This is a genomic window from Microbacterium sp. SORGH_AS_0888, assembly GCF_030818905.1.
GTDB lineage: Bacteria > Actinomycetota > Actinomycetes > Actinomycetales > Microbacteriaceae > Microbacterium.
In genome coordinates, this window is record NZ_JAUTAZ010000001.1 from 544,671 (window position 1) to 564,032 (window position 19,362).

Annotated in this window: 18 protein-coding genes; 10 read left to right on the forward strand and 8 right to left on the reverse strand. The window is 70.0% G+C overall.

Going from position 1 to position 19,362, the window contains the following annotated elements; genetic code table 11:
• The 9 genes from uvrC to QE381_RS02680 all read left to right on the forward strand — a co-directional run bounded on the left by uvrC (window position 1) and on the right by QE381_RS02680 (window position 8,386).
• Window positions 1–1,860, forward strand: coding sequence for an excinuclease ABC subunit UvrC (gene uvrC, locus QE381_RS02640; protein WP_307215254.1), 1,860 nt, complete (start codon window positions 1–3; stop codon window positions 1,858–1,860).
• Between the two features lie 26 nt (window positions 1,861–1,886).
• A complete protein-coding gene (gene rapZ / locus QE381_RS02645) occupies window positions 1,887–2,765 on the forward strand; it encodes an RNase adapter RapZ (protein ID WP_307215256.1) in 879 nt (292 codons plus the stop codon).
• Between the two features lie 59 nt (window positions 2,766–2,824).
• A complete protein-coding gene (whiA, locus tag QE381_RS02650) occupies window positions 2,825–3,802 on the forward strand; it encodes a DNA-binding protein WhiA (protein WP_307215258.1) in 978 nt (325 codons plus the stop codon).
• 129 nt (window positions 3,803–3,931) lie between these two features.
• Complete coding sequence (locus QE381_RS02655; RefSeq protein WP_307215260.1) at window positions 3,932–4,558, forward strand: superoxide dismutase; 627 nt, start codon at window positions 3,932–3,934, stop codon at window positions 4,556–4,558.
• A gap of 123 nt (window positions 4,559–4,681) precedes the next feature.
• Entirely contained in the window at window positions 4,682–5,692 is a 1,011-nt protein-coding gene (gene gap, locus QE381_RS02660) for a type I glyceraldehyde-3-phosphate dehydrogenase (RefSeq protein WP_307215262.1), read from the forward strand.
• Between the two features lie 9 nt (window positions 5,693–5,701).
• On the forward strand, window positions 5,702–6,919 hold the full coding sequence (gene pgk, locus QE381_RS02665) for a phosphoglycerate kinase (RefSeq protein WP_307215264.1): 1,218 nt from the start codon (window positions 5,702–5,704) through the stop codon (window positions 6,917–6,919).
• Window positions 6,919–7,701 carry a triose-phosphate isomerase gene (tpiA, locus tag QE381_RS02670; RefSeq protein WP_307215266.1) on the forward strand — a complete coding sequence of 261 codons (783 nt, stop codon included), beginning with the start codon at window positions 6,919–6,921 and terminating at the stop codon, window positions 7,699–7,701. Before pgk ends, tpiA begins: the two co-directional genes overlap by 1 nt.
• A 77-nt stretch (window positions 7,702–7,778) precedes the next feature.
• On the forward strand, window positions 7,779–8,030 hold the full coding sequence (gene secG / locus QE381_RS02675; protein WP_307215268.1) for a preprotein translocase subunit SecG: 252 nt from the start codon (window positions 7,779–7,781) through the stop codon (window positions 8,028–8,030).
• Window positions 8,031–8,032: 2 nt separating this feature from the next.
• Window positions 8,033–8,386 (forward strand): RNA polymerase-binding protein RbpA, encoded by a 354-nt coding sequence (locus QE381_RS02680; protein WP_307215270.1) that lies wholly within the window; start codon window positions 8,033–8,035, stop codon window positions 8,384–8,386.
• 67 nt (window positions 8,387–8,453) lie between these two features.
• Here QE381_RS02680 and pgl read toward each other — a convergent pair whose 3' ends face one another.
• Genes pgl through tkt form a run of 6 tightly spaced genes read right to left on the reverse strand, consistent with a single transcriptional unit; the run spans window position 8,454 to window position 16,537 of the window.
• The gene (gene pgl / locus QE381_RS02685; protein WP_307215272.1) at window positions 8,454–9,233 is read right to left on the reverse strand and encodes a 6-phosphogluconolactonase; all 780 of its coding nucleotides are present in this window, start codon (window positions 9,231–9,233) and stop codon (window positions 8,454–8,456) included.
• 3 nt (window positions 9,234–9,236) lie between these two features.
• Window positions 9,237–10,178 (reverse strand): glucose-6-phosphate dehydrogenase assembly protein OpcA, encoded by a 942-nt coding sequence (locus QE381_RS02690; protein WP_307215274.1) that lies wholly within the window; start codon window positions 10,176–10,178, stop codon window positions 9,237–9,239.
• Entirely contained in the window at window positions 10,175–11,725 is a 1,551-nt protein-coding gene (gene zwf / locus QE381_RS02695; protein ID WP_307215276.1) for a glucose-6-phosphate dehydrogenase, read from the reverse strand. The genes QE381_RS02690 and zwf overlap by 4 nt, the downstream gene beginning before the upstream one ends.
• An 11-nt stretch (window positions 11,726–11,736) precedes the next feature.
• Window positions 11,737–13,359: a glucose-6-phosphate isomerase gene (locus QE381_RS02700; RefSeq protein WP_307215277.1), complete on the reverse strand. Its 1,623-nt coding sequence runs from the start codon at window positions 13,357–13,359 to the stop codon at window positions 11,737–11,739.
• Window positions 13,356–14,462: a transaldolase gene (gene tal / locus QE381_RS02705; protein ID WP_307215279.1), complete on the reverse strand. Its 1,107-nt coding sequence runs from the start codon at window positions 14,460–14,462 to the stop codon at window positions 13,356–13,358. The genes QE381_RS02700 and tal overlap by 4 nt, the downstream gene beginning before the upstream one ends.
• Complete coding sequence (tkt, locus tag QE381_RS02710) at window positions 14,459–16,537, reverse strand: transketolase (RefSeq protein ID WP_307215281.1); 2,079 nt, start codon at window positions 16,535–16,537, stop codon at window positions 14,459–14,461. The genes tal and tkt overlap by 4 nt, the downstream gene beginning before the upstream one ends.
• 188 nt (window positions 16,538–16,725) lie before the next feature.
• Between tkt and QE381_RS02715 the strand changes: the two genes are divergently transcribed.
• Window positions 16,726–17,649 carry a heme o synthase gene (locus QE381_RS02715; RefSeq protein WP_307220385.1) on the forward strand — a complete coding sequence of 308 codons (924 nt, stop codon included), beginning with the start codon at window positions 16,726–16,728 and terminating at the stop codon, window positions 17,647–17,649.
• A gap of 64 nt (window positions 17,650–17,713) precedes the next feature.
• Here QE381_RS02715 and QE381_RS02720 read toward each other — a convergent pair whose 3' ends face one another.
• Both QE381_RS02720 and QE381_RS02725 read right to left on the reverse strand, forming a co-directional pair.
• Window positions 17,714–18,160 carry a hypothetical protein gene (locus QE381_RS02720; RefSeq protein WP_307215283.1) on the reverse strand — a complete coding sequence of 149 codons (447 nt, stop codon included), beginning with the start codon at window positions 18,158–18,160 and terminating at the stop codon, window positions 17,714–17,716.
• 86 nt (window positions 18,161–18,246) lie between these two features.
• Window positions 18,247–19,179, reverse strand: coding sequence for a heme A synthase (locus tag QE381_RS02725; RefSeq protein ID WP_307215285.1), 933 nt, complete (start codon window positions 19,177–19,179; stop codon window positions 18,247–18,249).
• Between the last annotated feature and the right edge of the window lie 183 nt (window positions 19,180–19,362).

Sequence of the window (19,362 nt, forward strand, 5' to 3'; positions counted from 1 at the left end):
GTGGCCGGCGACCTCTCGTACCGCCCGCGTCCCGGCGAGATCCCGACGAGCCCCGGCGTCTATCGGTTCCGCGATGGCGAGGGCCGCATCCTCTACGTCGGCAAGGCGAAGAACCTCCGGGCGCGACTGTCGAACTATTTCGCGCCGCTGCACACGCTGCACGAGCGCACCCGGCGCATGGTGACCTCCGCCTCGTCCGTCGAGTGGACCGTCGTCGGCAGCGACGTCGAGGCGCTGCAGCTCGAGTACATGTGGATCCAGGAGTTCTCGCCCCCCTTCAACGTGCGGTACAAGGACGACAAGTCCTACCCGTACATGGCGATCACGCTCGCGGACGAGGCGCCGCGCGTGATCGTCACGCGGAACCACCGGATCAAGGGCGCGAAGTACTTCGGCCCCTACCCGAAGGTGTGGGCCGTCCACGACACGATCGACCTGATGATCAAGGTGTTCCCGATCCGCACCTGCTCCGACGCGTCGTACCGCAAGGCGATGGCCACGGGCCGCCCCTGCTTCCCCGGACAGATCGGCCGCTGCGGGGGGCCGTGCTCCATGAAGGTGACGATCGAGGAGCATCGTGCGATCGTCGACGACTTCGTCGCCTTCATGTCCGGCGGCGACCAGCGGTTCGCCCGGGAGCTGACGGCGCGGATGCAGGATGCCGCGGCCGCGATGGAGTACGAGGCGGCGGCGGCGTACCGAGACAAGCTGCAGGCCATCGACGCGGTGCTCACCCGCAGCGCGCTCGTGCTGGCCGATGACACGGACGCCGATCTTTTCGGCATCGCCGAGGACGAGCTCGCCGCGGCCGTCCAGCACTTCGTCGTGCGCGGCGGCCGCGTACGGGGAGTACGTGCCACGACGATCGACAAGGAGATCGACATCGAGGGCCCCGAGCTCGTCGACCAGGTGCTGCAGCGCACCTACGGCGATGCGGCACCCGCTGACATCCCTCGCCAGGTGCTCGTCCCCGAGCTGCCCGAGGACGCCGCCGAGATCGAGCAATGGCTGCGCGAGAGACGCGGCCGCCCCGTCACCGTGCAGGTGGCGCAGCGAGGACGCAAGGCCGAGCTGATGAAGACGGCGACGCTCAACGCGAAGCAGGCCCTTCTGCTGCACAAGACCCGCCGCACGAGCGACTACGTGGCACGCACCCAGGCGCTGACCGATCTGCAGGAGGCGCTGGGCCTGGCCGAGGCGCCGTTGCGGATCGAGTGCTTCGACGTCTCGCATCTGTCGGGCACCCATGTGGTCGCCTCGATGGTCGTCTTCGAAGACGGTCTCCCTCGCAAGGACCAGTACCGCTCGTTCTCGATCGCCGAGACGACGGACGACACGGACTCGATCTACCAGGTGCTCACGCGCCGCGCCGCCTACCTCGACCGCGGGGAAGAGCAGGAGGAGACCGGCCGGCGTCCGCGCTTCGCGTACCCGCCGCAGCTGCTGATCGTCGACGGCGGCAGACCGCAGGTGGAGGCCGCCCAGCGCGCGCTGGACGACGCGGGACATCCCGAGATCGCACTGTGCGGCATCGCGAAGCGCCTCGAGGAGATCTGGCTCCCGGGGGAGGAGTATCCGGTCATCCTGCCGCGCACCTCCGAGGCGCTGTACCTGGTGCAGCGACTGCGCGACGAGGCCCACCGGTTCGCGATCACGCATCAGCGGCGCCGGCGCAAGCGCGACATCACGACCGTGCTCGCCGAGATCCCCGGCCTCGGCCCGGCGCGCATCCGCGCACTCCTGCGGCACTTCGGCTCCGTGACGGCGTTGCGCGCGGCCACGCCGGAACAGATCGCGGAGCTGCCCGGCATCGGGCCGAAGCTGGCGGAGACCGTCCACGGCCATCTCGCTTCTCGATAGGCTGTCAGCGGGGCGGGGAGAGGGACATGGAAGCGGAGACCGAGAGCGCGGGCGAAGTGCTCATCGTGACCGGCATGTCCGGCGCCGGCCGCTCGACCGTGGCGAACGCGCTCGAGGACCTCGACTGGTACGTCGTGGACAACCTCCCGCCGCAGATGCTGAAGCCCTTGCTGGAGCTCTCCGAGCTCGCCCAGGGCGCTGTCCCGCGTGTCGCGGTGGTGGTGGACGTCCGCGGGCGGGAGCTGTTCGCCCGGCTGCCGGAGGTCACGCGCGCGCTTCGCGACGGGAGGTCGGTGCGTCTGCTCTTCCTGGACGCCTCCGACGACGTCCTCGTCCGTCGCTTCGAGGCGGTCCGACGCCCGCATCCGCTGCAGCAGCGCGGGACGATCATCGACGGCATCGAGCGCGAACGGCGGCTTCTCGCCCCCGTCCGCGAGAGCGCAGACGTGATCATCGACACGAGCGGCTACAACATCCACGACCTCACCACGCGCGTCGGGGAGCTTTTCTCTGCCGAGGGTGCGGCGCGCCACACCCTCACCGTGCTGAGCTTCGGCTTCAAGTACGGACTGCCGCCCGACGCCGACCTCGTCGCGGACATGCGGTTCCTGCCGAACCCGTTCTGGGTCGAAGAGCTGCGCGCCCAGACGGGGGAGGACCCGGAGGTGCGCGACTACGTGCTCGCCCAGCCGGGCGCTCACGAGTTCCTGGACGCGTACGCGCACGCGCTCACACCCGTCCTCGAGGGCTACCAGCGCGAGAACAAGCGCCACTCGACCATCGCCGTGGGCTGCACCGGCGGAAAGCACCGCTCCGTCGCGATGGCCGTCGAGCTGGCCGAACGCCTCGCCACGACGCCCGGGGTGGCGGTATCCGTCACGCACCGCGACCTCGGCCGCGAGTAGGCTGGACCGTCGTCCCCGACTCGGACGACGCCGATCCGCCCGCCGACCCAAGGAGAGCCGTGCCACTGACCGCCGATGTGAAGGCCGAGCTTCTCACGGTCCGCGACCCCCGGCCCGCAGCCCGGGTCGCCGAGCTCACCACGGTTCTCCGGTTCGCGGGCGGCCTGCACTCGATCGCCGGTCGCGTCGCCGTCGAGGCGGAGCTCGACTCGGACCGGCTCGCACGTCGGATCGGTCGCGAGCTCGTCGAGATCTACGGGGTGCGCCCGGAGCTCGCCCATGTGCAGGGCGGCGCCGGAAACCCCGGATCCCGTGTCGCGGTTCGTGTCATCGACGGCGGGGAGACGCTCGCCCGACAGACGGGGCTGCTCGATCAGCGTCGACGTCCGGTCCGCGGACTCCCGAACCGGCTGACGACCGGCTCCCGTGCCGACCTCGCCGCCGTCTGGCGAGGGGCGTTCCTCGCGAGCGGCACGTTGACCGAGCCGGGACGTTCGGCGGCGCTGGAGATCGCCTGCCCCACAGGGGAGGCGGCCATGGCTCTCGTGGGCGCCGCGCATCGGATCGGCATCGCCGCGAAAGCGCGCGAGGTGCGTGGCGCGCCGCGCGTCGTGGTCCGCGAGGGCGAGGGCATCCGCGCCATGCTGACCGAGATGGGCGCTCGACGTGCCGCACAGGAGTGGGATCAGCTGCGCCAGCGCCGGGAGGTCCGCGCCGGGGTCAACCGTCTCGTCAACTTCGACGATGCGAACCTGCGCCGCTCTGCGCAGGCCGCCGTGGCAGCCTGCGCCCGTGTCGAGCGGGCGCTGGAGATCCTCGGCGACACCGTGCCCGAGCATCTGCGCGAAGCCGGTGAGCTGCGGCTCGCGCACCGCGACGCGAGCCTGGACGAGCTCGGTCACCACGCCGACCCGCCCCTGACCAAGGATGCCGTGGCCGGTCGCATCCGCCGCCTGCTCGCGATGGCCGACAAGAAGGCCGAGACCGACGGCGTGCCCGGCACCGAGTCGGCCGTGCCCGGCGGCGTCGAGGACTGATCGGCCTCGCGAGAGACAGCCGCCTGCGGGAATCAACCCCGGCGCGGGCGGGTTGCCGCTCAGTAGGATGAACACGTCACCCTCGCCGCGTCGGGGACTCCGGCGCGGCGCCGACAGGAAGAAGAGAACATGGCGATCTACACCCTGCCCGACCTCCCCTACGACTACGCAGCGCTCGAGCCGCACATCAGCGGCAAGATCATGCAGCTGCATCACGACAAGCACCACCAGGCGTACGTGACGGGCGCGAACACCGCGCTGGAGCAGCTTGCCGAGGCCCGTGAGACCGGCAGCCTCGCGAACGTGAACAAGCTCGAGAAGGACCTCGCGTTCAACCTCGGCGGCCACGTCAACCACTCGATCTTCTGGACCAACCTCTCCCCGGAGGGCGGCGGCCAGCCCGAGGGCGAGCTCAAGTCGGCCATCGACGAGTTCTTCGGCGGCTTCGAGAAGTTCCAGGCCCACTTCACCGCCGCGGCGACCGGCATCCAGGGCTCCGGCTGGGCCGTGCTGAGCTGGGATCCGATCGGGGAGCAGCTCATCATCCAGCAGCTGTTCGACCAGCAGGCCAACACCGCTCAGGGCACCGTGCCGATCTTCCAGGTCGACATGTGGGAGCACGCGTTCTACCTCGACTACCTGAACGTCAAGGCGGACTACGTCAAGGCGATCTGGAACATCGCGAACTGGCAGAACGTGTCCGAGCGGCTCGCCGCCGCCCGCGAGAAGACTGCGGGTCTGCTGGTAGTGTCGTGACCGGGTGAGGATGCCTCGGGGCCCCCGCCCGCCGGAGGCCCCGGCATCCTCTTCCACACGAAAAACAACTGCCTGCGACGCCCGGGGACAACGGTGCGCCGCGACGAGAAAACGGGAGACACCGTGTCTGTCAAGATCGGCATCAACGGCTTCGGCCGGATCGGGCGCAATTTCCTCCGCGCCGCCCTGGAGCAGGGCGCGGACCTCGAGATCGTGGCGGTGAATGACCTCACCGACAACAAGACCCTCGCACACCTGCTGAAGTACGACTCCGTCGGCGGTCGCCTCGACGCGGAGGTCTCGTACGACGCGGACTCGATCACCGTCAACGGCAAGGCCATCAAGGTCTTCGAAGAGCGCGACCCCGCCAACCTCCCCTGGGGCGAGCTCGGCGTCGACATCGTCATCGAGTCCACGGGACGCTTCACCAAGGCCGTCGACGCCAAGAAGCACCTGGAGGGCGGCGCCAAGAAGGTCATCATCTCGGCCCCCGGCACCGATGTCGACGGCACGTTCGTCATGGGCGTCAACGACGGCGAGTACGACTCGGCGACGATGAACATCATCTCCAACGCCTCCTGCACGACGAACTGCCTCGCGCCCCTGGCCAAGGTCTTCAACGACAACTTCGGCATCGAGCGCGGCTTCATGATGACCGCGCACGCCTACACGGCCGACCAGAACCTGCAGGACGGCCCGCACAGCGACCTGCACCGTGCGCGCGCCGCCGCGATCAACATCGTTCCGGCGTCCACCGGCGCCGCCAAGGCGATCGGTCTCGTGCTCCCGGAGCTCAACGGCAAGCTCAGCGGCTCGTCGTACCGTGTCCCGGTCCCGACCGGCTCGATCGTCGACCTGACCATCATCACGCCGACCGAGGGCCTCACGGCAGAGGTCATCAACGAGGCCTACAAGAAGGCCGCCGCCGAGGGCGCACTCGTGGGGTACCTCAAGTACAACGAGGACGCCATCGTCTCCAGCGACATCCAGCTCGACCCGCACTCGTCGGTGTTCGACGCGGGCCAGACGAACGTCTCGGGCAACCTCGTCAAGGTCTCGTCCTGGTACGACAACGAGTGGGGCTACTCGAACCGCCTCGTCGACCTCACCGAGCTCGTCGCCGAAAAGCTCTGAGGCTCCGCCGTGGCTTTGCGCACCCTCGCATCACTGGGGTCGCTGGCCGGTAAGCGCGTCATCGTCCGTGTTGACTTCAACGTCCCCCTCAAGGACGGCGTCATCACGGACGATGGCCGTATCCGGGCGGCTCTTCCGACCCTCAACGAGCTCATCAACCAGGGCGCCCGCGTCATCGCGTGCTCCCACCTCGGGCGGCCCGACGGCGCCCCCGACCCGAAGTACAGCCTGGAGCCCGTGGCCCAGCGCCTGTCCGAGCTGCTGGGCAAGCCGGTCGTGTTCGCACGCGACACGGTGGGCTCCTCGGCGCACGAGGCCGTGGCGGCGCTCGAGGACGGCGCCGTGACCGTCATCGAGAACCTCCGCTTCAACCCCGGCGAGACCGCCAAGGACGACGCGGAGCGCCGTGCCTTCGCGGAGCAGCTCGCGGAGCTCGGCGACGCGCTGGTGTCCGACGGGTTCGGCGTCGTCCACCGCAAGCAGGCCTCGGTGTACGACCTCGCGGAGCTGCTGCCGTCCGCGGCCGGCTACCTGATCGAGAAGGAGGTCGACGTGCTCGACCGCCTCACCGAGAACCCCGAGCGTCCGTACGCGGTCGTCCTCGGCGGGTCGAAGGTCAGCGACAAGCTGGGCGTCATCGCGCATCTGCTTCCCCGCGCCGACAAGATCCTCGTCGGCGGAGGGATGCTGTTCACCTTCCTCGCCGCACAGGGCCACCCCGTGGGCAAGAGCCTTCTGGAGACCGACCAGATCGAGACGGTCAAGGGCTACATCGCCGACGCGGCCGAGCGCGGCGTCGAGCTGATCCTGCCGGTCGACGCCGTCATGGCGTCCGGCTTCGCCGCCGACGCCGAGCACGTGGTCGCCGCGGCAGACGCGCTCGAGGACACCCCCTTCGGCGCCGACGGGATGGGGCTCGACATCGGCCCCCGCACGGCCGAGATCTTCGCCGAGGCGATCCGCGGCGCCAAGACGGTCTTCTGGAACGGCCCGATGGGCGTGTTCGAGATGCCGGCGTTCGCGGCCGGGACGAAGGCCGTCGCACAGGCGCTGACCGAGGTCGACGGCCTGTCCGTCGTCGGCGGCGGCGACTCGGCGGCGGCGGTGCGTCAGCTCGGCTTCGCCGACGACCAGTTCGGGCACATCTCGACCGGCGGCGGAGCGAGCCTGGAGTTCCTGGAGGGCAAGAAGCTCCCCGGGCTGGAGATCCTGGGATGGGAGTCCTGATGGCGCGCACGCCGCTCATCGCCGGCAACTGGAAGATGAACCTCGACCACCTGCAGGCTGTCGCTCTCGTCCAGAAGCTGCACTGGACGCTGAAGGACGCCGGCCATGAGACCGGCAGCGTCGAAGTGGCGGTCTTCCCGCCCTTCACCGACCTGCGCACCGTGCAGACCCTGATCGATGCGGACAGCATCCCGTTCGCCCTCGGGGCACAGGATGTGTCGGCGCACGACTCCGGCGCCTACACGGGCGAGATCTCGGGGGCGTTCCTCGCGAAGCTCGACTGCCGCTACGTCATCATCGGGCACTCCGAGCGCCGCGAGTACCACGGCGAGACGGATGAGGTCGTCGCAGCGAAGGTGAAGGCCGCGCTCCGCCACGGTCTCGCACCCGTCATCTGCGTGGGCGAGACGCTGGAGCAGCGCGAGGAGTCCGGCCCCACCGCGGTGTCGGTCGCCCAGCTCCGCGCGGCGGTCGCCGGCCTGTCGTCGGACGCGGACGTCGTGGTCGCCTACGAGCCCGTGTGGGCGATCGGCACCGGCCAGGTCGCCTCGCCCGAACAGGCTCAAGAGGTCTGCGCCGCCCTGCGTGGCGTCGTCGCCGATGAGCTCGGCGCGGACGCGGCGGCGCGCACGCGCATGCTGTACGGCGGCTCGGTCAAGTCCGGCAACATCGCGAGCTTCATGCGTGAGCCGGACGTGGACGGCGCGCTGGTCGGGGGAGCGAGCCTCGTGGCCGACGAGTTCGCCGCCATCATCCGGTATCAGAAGCACGTCGGCGTCTGATACCGGGCGGCCGAGCCGCCCTCCCGTATGATGGGTTGTTGTCGTGCGATCCGCCGGATCGCTGTGAAAGGGTGACAGTGCAGATCCTCGAGTTCGTGCTCCAGGTGCTTCTCGGCATCACGAGCCTCCTGCTGACGTTGCTGATCCTGCTGCACAAGGGACGCGGTGGCGGCCTGTCCGACATGTTCGGTGGCGGCATGAGCTCGACGCTCGGCTCGTCGGGCCTGGCGGAGCGCAACCTCAACCGCTTCACCGTCGTGCTGGCGCTGGTGTGGTTCGTCTCGATCGTCGCGCTCGGCATGATCACCAAGTTCACCGGGCTGGTGTGACCGTGGCGACAGGAGGAAACGCGATCCGCGGCACCCGCGTCGGTGCCGGCCCGATGGGCGAGCAGGACCACGGCTACCACGCGGACCGCGTCGCGGTGTCCTATTGGGACGCCCTGGGCAACGAGACCGTCCGGTACTTCGCCGCGGGCATCCCCGACGAGGAGATCCCGGAGACGATCGACTCGCCGCACTCCGGCCTCCCGGCCGGCCGCGACAAGGAGAACCCGCCGGCGATCGCGAAGAACGAGCCGTACAAGACGCACCTTGCGTACGTGAAGGAGCGTCGGACCGACGAGGAAGCCGAGCAACTGCTCGACGAGGCGCTGCAGAAGCTGCGCGACCGACGCGGTCAGTAGCCCGAGCGAGGGCGCAACGAGAGAAGGGGACCGATCGATCGATCGGTCCCCTTCTCTCGTTGCGGTATCAGTACTCCGCGTCGATGAGCTCCGGCGGCACCTTCGCCGCAGCCGCCTCGTCGACGAAGAACACCGTGCGGCTGCGACCCTTCGCGCCCGCGGCGGGGACGCTCTGATAGCTCGCCCCGGCGAGGGCGAGACCGAGCGCGGAAGCCTTGTCCGCGCCCGACAGCACGAGCCACACGCGCTGCGAGGAGTTGATGACGGGACGCGTCAGGGTCAGGCGCTCCGGCGGCGGCTTGGGGGAGTCCCGCACCGGAAGCACCGAGGCATCCGTCACCCTGATCTCGGGGCGGTCGGGGAACAGCGAGGCGATGTGGGCGTCGGGACCGACCCCGAGGAAGCAGATGTCGAACGAGGGCCAGCCGCCGACCTCGTCGTCGGCGAAGCGGGCGAGCTCCGCCGTGTAGGCACGTGCCGCGTCCTCCAGCGTCAGCCCGTCGTCGCTGCCCGCCATCGTGTGCACGTTCTCGGCCGGGATCCCGACCCCGGTGAGCGCCGTGAACGCCTGCCCGTCGTTGCGATCGGCGTCACCGCGGGGCACGAACCGCTCATCGCTCCACCACAGGTGGACCAGCGACCAGTCGACCTCAGAGCTGCGGCTATGAGCAGCGGCGGCCTCGAGCACCCGGCCGCCCATGGAGCCGCCCGTGAGCGAGATGTGCGCGAGCGCTCCCGTCCCCGTGATCTTGACGAGGCGGCTCAGGAAGCGCGCCGCGACCGCGTCCGCCAGCTGCTCCGCGTCCGGAAGGATGACGACTCGCTTCTCTGCGGTCACTCCGGCCATTGCTCATGCCTCTCGGTCGTCACTGTCGAGGAGCGCGCACCCCTCGGTGATGACCCGACCATACAGCAGGTCAGGATCCAGCCGTCGGAGTTCCTCTGCGAGGCATTCACGCAGCGACCGACGCGGGAACGCGAGGTCGTGACTCGGCTGTCCCGGCTGGGTGAGCACGGCGATTCCCGGCTCCGGGCGCGCGAGCAGGATGTCGCCGCTCTCGCGGGTGAGCCGCACCGACTTGATGCCGCTCTTCCACTCTGCGGCGTCCAGATAGCGCCAGTCGACGGGGACCTGCAGCTGCAGCCGGAGCCAGGCCGCCAGCAAGGGCGTGGAGGGCGAGTCGGCACCGCCGAGGACCTCGACCGCGGTCACGGGCTCGTAGGGCGGCTGGTCCAGGACCGCCGCGAGCTGCTCGCGCCAACGGGTCAGCCGCGTCCAGGCGAGGTCGGTGTCTCCCGGCGCGTACATCTCACCCAGCCGATCGAGCCAGGCGTGCGGGTCCGGCTGCTGCGCGGCATCCGTGATCCGGCGCTGCGCGATACGGCCGATCGCGGAGCGGGACGGGGCGGGAGGCGTGTCGGCCGGCCACCACGCGACGACCGGCGCGTCGGGCAGGAGAAGCCCCGTGACGAGGCTCTCGGAGTTGGAGCCGGCGGGGCCGTAGGCGTGCAGCAGGACGACCTCGCTCGCACCGGCGTCGCCGCCGACGCGGATCTGCGCATCCAGCCGCGGATCGCCGTCGGGATCCTTCTCCATCAGCACGATGACCCGCATGGGGTGCTCGCGCGATGCGTCGTTGGCCGCCTCGATGGCCTCCTCGTCCACGCCGTGGTGGCTGACGATGATGAGCGTCAGCACGCGGCCGAGCGCGACGGCGCCGCCCTCCTCGCGAACGCTCACGAGCGCCTTCGAGATCTTGCTGACGTTGGTGTCGGGCAGGTCGATGATCACGGGCGCCTCCAGGTGCGGCCGTCACGCGCGAGGAGCGCGTCCGCGGATTCGGGCCCCCAGGAACCGGGGGAGTACTGCTCGAGCGGGCCGCCCTGCGCGGCCCAGTACCGCTCGATCGGGTCGAGGATCTTCCAGCTGAGCTCGACCTCCTCGTGACGGGGGAACAGCGGCGGGTCGCCCAGCAGGACATCGAGGATGAGCCGCTCGTACGCCTCGGGGCTCGCCTCGGTGAACGCGTGTCCGTAGCCGAAGTCCATCGTGACGTCTCGGACCTGCGTGTCCGCGCCGGGCACCTTCGATCCGAAGCGGATCGTCACTCCTTCGTCGGGCTGCACCCGGATGACGAGCGCGTTCTGGCCGAGCCCGGAGGTCTGGTTGCGTCCGAACAGGTGCTCGGGCGCACGCTTGAAGACGACGGCGATCTCGGTCACACGCCGGCCGAGCCGCTTGCCGGTGCGCAGGTAGAACGGCACTCCCGACCAGCGGCGCGTGTTGATCTCGAGCTTGATCGCCGCGTAGGTCTCGGTCGTGGACTGCGGGTCCATGCCGTCCTCGTCGAGGAACCCCGTGACCTTCTCGCCGCCCTGCCAGCCACCCGCGTACTGTCCGCGGGCTGCGGCGAGTGAGAGGTCGTCCGGGAGCGTGACGGCCGCGAGCACCTTCTCCTTCTCGGCGCGCAGCTGCGTCGCGTCGAAACGGATCGGCTCCTCCATCGCCGTGAGGGCGAGCAGCTGCAGCAGGTGGTTCTGGATGACGTCGCGCGCTGCGCCGATGCCGTCGTAGTAGCCGGCTCGGCCACCCACCCCGATGTCCTCCGCCATCGTGATCTGCACGTGGTCGACGTAGTTGCGGTTCCAGATCGGCTCGTACAGCTCGTTGGCGAAGCGCAGCGCCAGGATGTTCTGAACCGTCTCCTTGCCGAGGTAGTGGTCGATACGGAAGATCGAGTCGGTCGGGAACGCGGAACGGAGCGCGTCGTTCAGGGCGCGCGCCGACTCGAGGTCGTGCCCGAACGGCTTCTCGATGACGACCCGGCGCCACCGGTCGGGCGCGTCGGCGGTGTCGTCGACGAGTCCCGATTCCTTGAGCTGGCGGGCGACGACGGCGAAGTTCTTCGGCGGGATCGACAGGTAGTAGGCGTGGTTGCCCATCGTGCCGCGCTCGGTGTCGAGCTTGCCGACGGTCTCACGCAGACGCCGGAACGCCTCGGGGTCGTCGAACTCGCCCTGGACGAAGCGGATGCCCTGGAGGAGCTGCTGCCAGGTCTCATCGCGGAACTCGGTGCGGGCGTGCTGTCGTACGGCGTCGTGCACGACTTCGGCGAAGTCCTCGTCCTCCCAGTCGCGGCGCGCGAAGCCGACCAGGCCGAAGCCCGGCGGGAGCAGGCCGCGGTTGGCGAGGTCGTACACGGCGGGCATGAGCTTCTTGCGCGACAGATCTCCGGTGACACCGAAGATCACGAGAGCGCTGGGTCCGGCGATGCGGCTGAGGCGCCGATCGTCGGGGTCGCGCAACGGATTGTGCGCGCGCGAGATCTCGACGGGCATGAGAGGAACTCCTACTGGGCTGCTTCGAAAAGGGTCAGCACATCGACGGTCGGGTCGGTGAGCGTGAGCGTCACGACGGGGCGGCCGTGCTCGTTGGCGAGCACCGCCGCGTCGCCGGCGGCCTGGGCGGCGATGAGCTCGCCGAAGGTGAAGGGTCGACCGGGGATCTCGACATCCACGTCGGTGGACTCGAGGATCTGCAGGAACACCCCCGTCGCCGGGCCGCCCTTGTGGAACTGGCCGGTCGAGTGGAGGAACCGTGGGCCCCACCCGAACGTCGTCGGACGTCCGGCATCCGCCGCGACCAGCTCGCGGAGTCCCGCGAGCTGCGGCGACCGCCACCGGTCGACGTAGGCCTGGATCGCGACATAGCCGTCGACCGGGATCAGCTTCCAGAGGGCGTCGAGGACGCCGGCCAGGGTTCCGGAGGCCGCCAGCTCCGGGTCCGAGACTCGTACCTGGACGCCGTCCGCCGTGAACGCCGGAGCCGACGGCTCCGGGCGCGACTCCAGAAGCGCACGGGTCGCGGCCTTCGCGGACTCGACGTCGGGCTGATCGAAGGGGTCGATCCCGAGCAGGCGACCGGCGATCGCCGTCGCATACTCCCACACGACGAACTGCGCGCCGAGAGAACCCGAGACGAGCACCTCGCCGTGGTGGTGCTCGAAGAGGTGCTCGTGATGCACGTCGTCCACGAGCCGCACGATGCGCAGATCATCGGGCGTCCGATCGACCTCGGGAGAGACCGGCAACAGCACCACGGGCAGGATGCCGGTGCCCTCCTTGCCGGTGGACTCGGCGATCAGCTGCTCGATCCAGTCCGGAAGCCCACGGAGGTACGTCTCGTCGCTCACGAGACCGAGCTTGTCCGCGCGCGGCGTGCCCCCGGCGATGGCCGCCGCGAGGACGAGCGCCGGGTTGCGGGGGTCGTCGATCGCGACCTCGAGCAGTGTCGCCTCCGCCTCGTCGAGCAGCTCGGCGACGTCCACCCCGGCAAGCCCCGCCGGGACGAGTCCGAACGCCGTGAGAGCCGAGTAGCGACCGCCCACGGTGGGATCCGCGGCGAACACCGTGTAGCCCGCCTCCGTCGCCGACAGCTCGAGCGGCGAGCCGGGGTCGGTCACCACGACGATGCGCTCGGCGGGGTCGATGCCCAGATCGCGGTACGCCGCTTCGAACGCGCGCCGCGCCGAGTCGGTCTCGACGGTGGAGCCGCTCTTGGAGGAGACGACGAGCGCGGTCTGCGCGAGGCCGCCGGACTCCACGTCGCCGTCGATCGCCGCCAGCACCTGCCCGGGCGCCGTCGAGTCGAGGATCACGAGAGGCACCCCGCTCGTCTGCGCGATGACCTCCGGCGCCAGCGACGAACCGCCCATCCCGGCCAGCACGATCCGCGTCACGCCACGTGCGCGGAGCTCGTCGCGCACGGCGGCGATCCGGGGGAGGAGCGGCCGCGAGACCGAGACCGCATTCACCCAGCCGAGCCGCTGGGATGCCTCCGCCTCGGCGGCGGCACCCCACAGCGACGCGTCCTGCGCCGTGATGCCCGACGCGACGAGCGCCTCGACGAGGCCGGGCAACGTCTGCGCCACGACCTCCTCGACGGCTCCGCTGACGCGGACGTCGAAGCTCATCGGGCCTCGTTCAGCGCGGCCTTGACGGTGTCCTGCAGCTCATGCCAGGACACGATGAACTTCTCGACGCCCTCGTCCTCGAGCACCTGCGTGACATCGTCGAAGTCGACCCCGACCGCGGCGAGGCCGTCGAACACGGCGTGTGCGTCGTCGTAGTTGCCGGTGATCGTGTCGCCCTCGATGACACCGTGGTCGAACGTCGCCTCGAGCGTCTTCTCCGGCATCGTGTTGACGGTGCCCGCAGCGACGAGCTCGGTGACGTACAGCGTGTCGGGGAGAGCCGGGTCCTTGACGCCGGTGGAGGCCCACAGCGGACGCTGGACCGTGGCGCCGCCCTCGACGAGCGCGCGAGCGCGGTCGGAGGAGAACTCGCGCTCGAACAGCTCGTAGGCGAGGCGCGCGTTCGCGATCCCCGCCTTCGAGAGAAGGGCGGTGGCCGCATCCGTGCCGATCGCCTTCAGCCGCTTGTCGACCTCCGTGTCCACGCGGGACACGAAGAACGAGGCGACCGAGTGGATCTGGGAGATGTCGTGGCCCGCGTCGCGCGCCTTCTCGACGCCCGCCAGGTACGCATCGATGACGGCCGCATAGCGCTCGAGCGAGAAGATGAGCGTGACGTTGACGCTGATGCCGGCGCCGATCACCTCGGTGATGGCCGGCAGGCCCGCGCGCGTCGCCGGGATCTTGATGAGCGCGTTCGGACGGTCGACCTTGGCCCACAGCTTCTTGGCCTCGGCGACGGTCGCCGCCGTGTCGTGCGCGAGGTCGGGGGAGACCTCGATCGACACGCGACCGTCGACGCCGCCGGTCGCGTCGTAGACCGGGCGGAAGATCTCGGACGCCGCCTGCACGTCGTCCGTCGTGATCTCGAAGATCGCGCGGTCCACGTCGGCGCCGTCCGCGGCGAGGGAGGCGACCTGCTCGGCGTAGGCCTCGCCCTTCGAGAGCGCTCCGGCGAAGATCGTCGGGTTGGTCGTCACACCGCTGACCGAACGCTCCGCGATCAGGCTCTGCAGGTTGCCCGTCGTGATGCGCTCGCGCGACAGGTCGTCCAGCCAGATGCTGACGCCGGCTGCGGCCAGCTGCTCGGTGGGGGTGCTCATGCGTTCTCCTCGATGGTCTCGCGGGCCGCCTGGACGACGGCGTCGGTCGTGATGCCGAACTTCTGGAACAGCGTCTTGTAGTCGGCGGACGCGCCGAAGTGGTCGATGCCGACGGTGCGGCCGGTGCTGCCGACGATGCTGCGCCACAGCGGGGTCGATCCGGCCTCGACGGACACACGGGCCGTCACCGCGGCGGGCAGGACGCTCTCGCGGTACGCCTCGTCCTGCTCGGCGAACCACTCGAGCGACGGAGCCGACACGACACGGGCGCGGATGCCGTCGCCGGCGAGCGTCTCGCGCGCCTCGACCGCCAGCTGCACCTCGGATCCGGTGGCGATGAGGATCACGTCCGGCTCGCCGCCCTCGGCGTCGAGCAGCACATACGCGCCCTTGGCGACACCGTCCGTCGTCGCGAAGCCGTTCTCGCCGCGCGGGAACACCGGGATGTTCTGGCGCGTGAGCGCGATGCCCACGGGGCCGCCGCTCGAGCGGCGCACGATCTCGAGCCATGCCGCAGCCGTCTCGTTGGCGTCCGCGGGCCGGATCACGGTGAAGTTCGGGATGAGGCGGAGCGTGGAGAGCTGCTCGATCGGCTGGTGCGTCGGGCCGTCCTCGCCGAGCGCGACGGAGTCATGGGTCCAGACGAAGATCGACGGGATGTCCATGAGGGCCGCCAGGCGCACCGGCGGACGCATGTAGTCGCTGAAGATCAGGAAGGTGCCGCCGAAGGGGCGGGTCGGACCGTGCAGCTTGATGCCGTTGACGATGGCGCCCATCGCGTGCTCGCGGATGCCGAAGTGCAGCACCCGGCCGTAGGGGTCGCCCGACCACTCGTGGGTCGACCACTCGGCGGGGATGAAGCTCTTCGCGTCCTTGATGGTCGTCAGGTTCGACTCGGCGAGGTCCGCTGATCCGCCCCACAGCTCGGGCAGCTGCTCCGCGAGCGCGTTGATGACCTGGCCCGATGCCGCTCGCGTGGAGACGTCCTTGCCCGCGGCGAACGCCGGCACGCTGATGTCGGCGGGGAGCTCGCCCGCCTCCAGACGGTCCAGCAGCGCCTTCCGCCCGGGGTTCGCCGACGCCCACGCGTCGAAGCCCTTCTGCCACTGCGCGCGGGCCTCGGCGGCACGGTCCTTGAGGGCGCGGGTGTGTGCGATCACGTCATCGGCGACGACGAAGGACTTCTCCGGGTCGAACCCGAGGACCTCCTTGGTCGCCGCGAGCTCGTCGGCGCCCAGCGCGGCGCCGTGGATCTTGCCGGAGTTCTGCTTGCCGGGGGAGGGCCAGCCGATGATCGTCTTGAGGATGATGAGCGACGGCTTGTCGGTCTCTCCCTTGGCGGCCTCGATCGCGGCGTACAGCTCGGCGACGTCCTCGACGTACTGCCCGGTCTTCTTCCAGTCGACCGTCTGGACCTGCCAGCCGTACGCCTCGTAGCGCTTCGCGACGTCCTCCGTGAAGGCGACGTTCGTGTCGTCCTCGATCGAGATCTGGTTCGAGTCGTAGATCGCGATCAGGTTGCCCAGGTTCTGGTGTCCCGCCAGGCTCGAGGCCTCGCTCGTGACACCCTCCTGCAGGTCGCCGTCTCCGGCGATCACGTAGACGAAGTGGTCGAAGGGGCTCGTGCCGGCCGGCGCCTCGGGGTCGAAGAGGCCACGCTCATAGCGTGCGGCGTAGGCGAAGCCCACCGCGGAGGCGAGACCCTGACCCAGCGGGCCCGTCGTGATCTCGACGCCCTTGGTGTGCCCGTACTCGGGGTGACCGGGAGTCAGCGATCCCCAGGTGCGAAGCGCCTCGAGGTCCTTCAGCTCCAGGCCGAAACCGCCGAGGTAGAGCTGCACGTACTGCGTGAGCGAGGAGTGCCCCGCGGAGAGGATGAAGCGGTCACGACCGAGCCAGTGGGTGTCGGCGGGGTCGTGGCGAAGCACCCGCTGATACAGCAGGTATGCGGCCGGGGCCAGGCTCATCGCCGTGCCCGGGTGACCGTTGCCCACCTTCTCGACGGCGTCCGCCGCGAGCACGCGAGCGGTGTCCACCGCACGCCGATCGATCTCGTCCCAACGCAAATCGGTCACCGGACCGCCTTTCGAGTGAGGGTGCGCCCCGAGAGGGGCCAGTCCGCAGACCACGTACTCAGGTGGGGCAGCCGGCACAGGGGCGCGCGTAGTGTTCAGCATAGCGAAGCAGCCGGACCCCCGGGCCGCCTCGCCGAGCCGGGTGGCATAGACTGAAAGCCACCATGATGCGGGCGAATGCGGGGGAGATGGACATCACGACCACCGGGATCGAGGCACCCACCGCTCGCCGTCCCCTCGGCCGCACGGTGCGCGCGTACGTCGCCCTCACCAAGCCCCGCGTTCTCGAGCTGCTGCTCGTCACGACCGTGCCCGTGATGATCCTCGCCGCGAACGGGCTGCCCGATCTGTGGCTCGTGCTCGCGACCGTCGTCGGCGGGTCGCTGAGCGCCGGCTCCGCGGCCGCGTTCAACATGTACCTCGACCGCGACATCGATGCCCACATGCAGCGCACCGAGAACCGGCCGCTCGTGACGGGGGAGGTCTCGCCCCGTGGTGCGCTCGTGTTCGCATGGACGCTCGCGGTCGTCTCCACCCTCTGGCTGTGGCTGACGACGAACCCGCTGGCGGCCGCGCTGTCGGCGGGCGCGATCTTCTTCTACGTGGTCATCTACACGCTGCTGCTCAAGCGCCGCACGGAGCAGAACATCGTCTGGGGCGGCATCGCCGGCTGTTTCCCGGTCCTCATCGGATGGAGCGCCGTCACGGGATCGCTCTCGTGGTCGGCCGCGATCCTGTTCGTCCTCGTCTTCCTGTGGACGCCGCCGCACTACTGGCCGCTGTCGATGAAGTACAAGAGCGACTACGACGAGGTCGAGGTGCCGATGCTCGGCTCGACCCGCAGCGGCGCGCAGGTCGGCCTTCAGGTCATCCTCTATGCCTGGGCGACGGTCGCCTGCTCGCTGCTGCTGATCCCCGTCGCCGGCATGGGCCTCGTGTACTCGGTCGCGGCCTTCGTCTTCGGCGGCTGGTTCATCTACGAGTCGCACCGCCTCTACTCGCGCGCCGTCCGCGGGGGCGAGCCCCGTCCGATGCGGGTCTTCCACGCATCCATCACCTACTTGACGCTCCTCTTCGTCGCGATCGCGATCGACCCGCTGCTCCCGTTCTGACCGCGGCGGGCATGCGAAAGAGCCCGCCCCTCGGATGAGGGAGCGGGCTCTTTCGTGCAGGGGCTCAGCGCGCGGGCGTCGCCGTCTCGTCCGACGGCTTCGCCTCGGCGACCTCATCCGACGGCTTCTCCTCGTCCGCGGCGGCCGATGCGACCGGCACAGCCGTCGTGTCCGGGGCGACCGGCGTCACCGCGGTGTCGCCGGCGGGCTCCTGGGTCCAGTCGATCGCCTCGACGACCGCGACGGGCCGCGCGACGAAGGATGCCGCTACCACGAGACCGAGCACGACGACGAGCCCGACGAGTCCGGCACCGACGAAGGCGGCGGCGAACACGGCCCAGGACTGACCCGCGTACACCTCCACACCGGTGGCGGAGCCGTCCTTCAAGGTGCTCGTCATCGTGGTCAGCTTGTCGATCGTCAGCCAGACGCCATAGCCGAGGCTCGCGAGGGAGCCGACCAGCAGCAGCCAGAACGGGAAGCTGCGGGACAGGCGGGGGGCAGTGTTCATGTGGGGGTCACTCCTCGAATGCGCGGCACGGATTGCCGCACCCCCGCCACCCTGCCGGGCGCGCCCCGGCAGCACTTCTGCGTCGGCTATGCGTTTGCTGAGGAAACGGGGCTGGCCGCCGTCGCGGGCGGCGTGTCCGCCGGCGTCGCCTTCAGGCGCAGCACCACGACGGTCATCGCCGCGGCGGTCAGTGCGGCGAGGATCATGTGAGCCCCGACGGCCAGCGGCGGGACACCGTTGCGCGCCTGGTAGAGCCCGAGCGCGATCTGGACGAGCTCGATGGCCAGCAGCGCGGTGATCCATGCGCGGGTGGGCAGCCGCCGCATCCACGCGACGACCGTCAGGACGACCGTCAGCACGAACAGCGCGTATCCCGGCCAGGCGTGCACGTGCTCCAGCACCTGGGCGTCGAAGCCGTTGCGCGCCGCGGCGTCGTCGCCGGAGTGCGGACCGGCCCCCGTGGTCAGCACGCCGAAGACGATCGTGACGGCGAGCACGAGCGTCGTCACGTGGGTGAGGATCGCGTACCAGGCAGGCACGGCCCGCACACGCGGCCCGGGTACGGACGCGAGCCGCACGAGGATCGCGGCGGTGACGCACACCAGCAGGAGCGAGGCCACGTAGTGGAAGCCGACGATGAACGGGTTCAGCCCCGTCCACACCGTGATCCCGCCGACGATCGCCTGCGCGATGATCCCGCCCATGACGACCCACGACAGGATGAAGAGGTCGCGCCGTTCTCGCCGCAGCCGCCATACGAGCACGAGCAGGAGAAGGGCGAGGATCCCGAGCACGGGGCTCATGAGCCGGTTGCCGAACTCGATCAGGGAGTGGAAGTTGTCGTCGACGAGTGCCGGAGTGGGCACGATGGACCCCGCCGTGCACGTCGGCCAGGTCGGGCAGCCGAGGCCGGAATCGGTCAGTCGCACCGCACCTCCGGTGCCGATGATCGCGACGTTGCCGAGGAAGTTCAGCCAGGCGACCGGGCGGAGAAGTCTGCCGGTGGGGGGCACGGACATGGGGGATCCTCCTGAATGCGTCCTCCCTCGGCCCTCGGAGCGCGCCGTCCGGCCCGCGGCCGGAGGGAAACCTGTAGAATCGAGGGGTTCGGGATGCGACGCACCAGCGCCGCCTCCGACAGTCTAGGCGGCGCACACGCCGGATGATCCGGGCCTGGAAGCGGCGTTCCCCCTCGCGAACTC

Excerpts from the sequence above, each read along its gene's own strand:
- rapZ (WP_307215256.1), top strand. The coding sequence starts at position 1,887 with ATGGAAGCGGAGACCGAGAGCGCGGGCGAAGTGCTCATCGTGACCGGC.
- QE381_RS02655 (WP_307215260.1), top strand. The coding sequence starts at position 3,932 with ATGGCGATCTACACCCTGCCCGACCTCCCCTACGACTACGCAGCGCTC.
- tpiA (WP_307215266.1), top strand. The coding sequence starts at position 6,919 with ATGGCGCGCACGCCGCTCATCGCCGGCAACTGGAAGATGAACCTCGAC.
- pgl (WP_307215272.1), bottom strand. The coding sequence starts at position 9,233 with ATGGCCGGAGTGACCGCAGAGAAGCGAGTCGTCATCCTTCCGGACGCG.
- zwf (WP_307215276.1), bottom strand. The coding sequence starts at position 11,725 with ATGCCCGTCGAGATCTCGCGCGCGCACAATCCGTTGCGCGACCCCGAC.
- QE381_RS02700 (WP_307215277.1), bottom strand. The coding sequence starts at position 13,359 with ATGAGCTTCGACGTCCGCGTCAGCGGAGCCGTCGAGGAGGTCGTGGCG.
- tal (WP_307215279.1), bottom strand. The coding sequence starts at position 14,462 with ATGAGCACCCCCACCGAGCAGCTGGCCGCAGCCGGCGTCAGCATCTGG.
- QE381_RS02715 (WP_307220385.1), top strand. The coding sequence starts at position 16,726 with ATGGACATCACGACCACCGGGATCGAGGCACCCACCGCTCGCCGTCCC.
- QE381_RS02720 (WP_307215283.1), bottom strand. The coding sequence starts at position 18,160 with ATGAACACTGCCCCCCGCCTGTCCCGCAGCTTCCCGTTCTGGCTGCTG.
- QE381_RS02725 (WP_307215285.1), bottom strand. The coding sequence starts at position 19,179 with ATGTCCGTGCCCCCCACCGGCAGACTTCTCCGCCCGGTCGCCTGGCTG.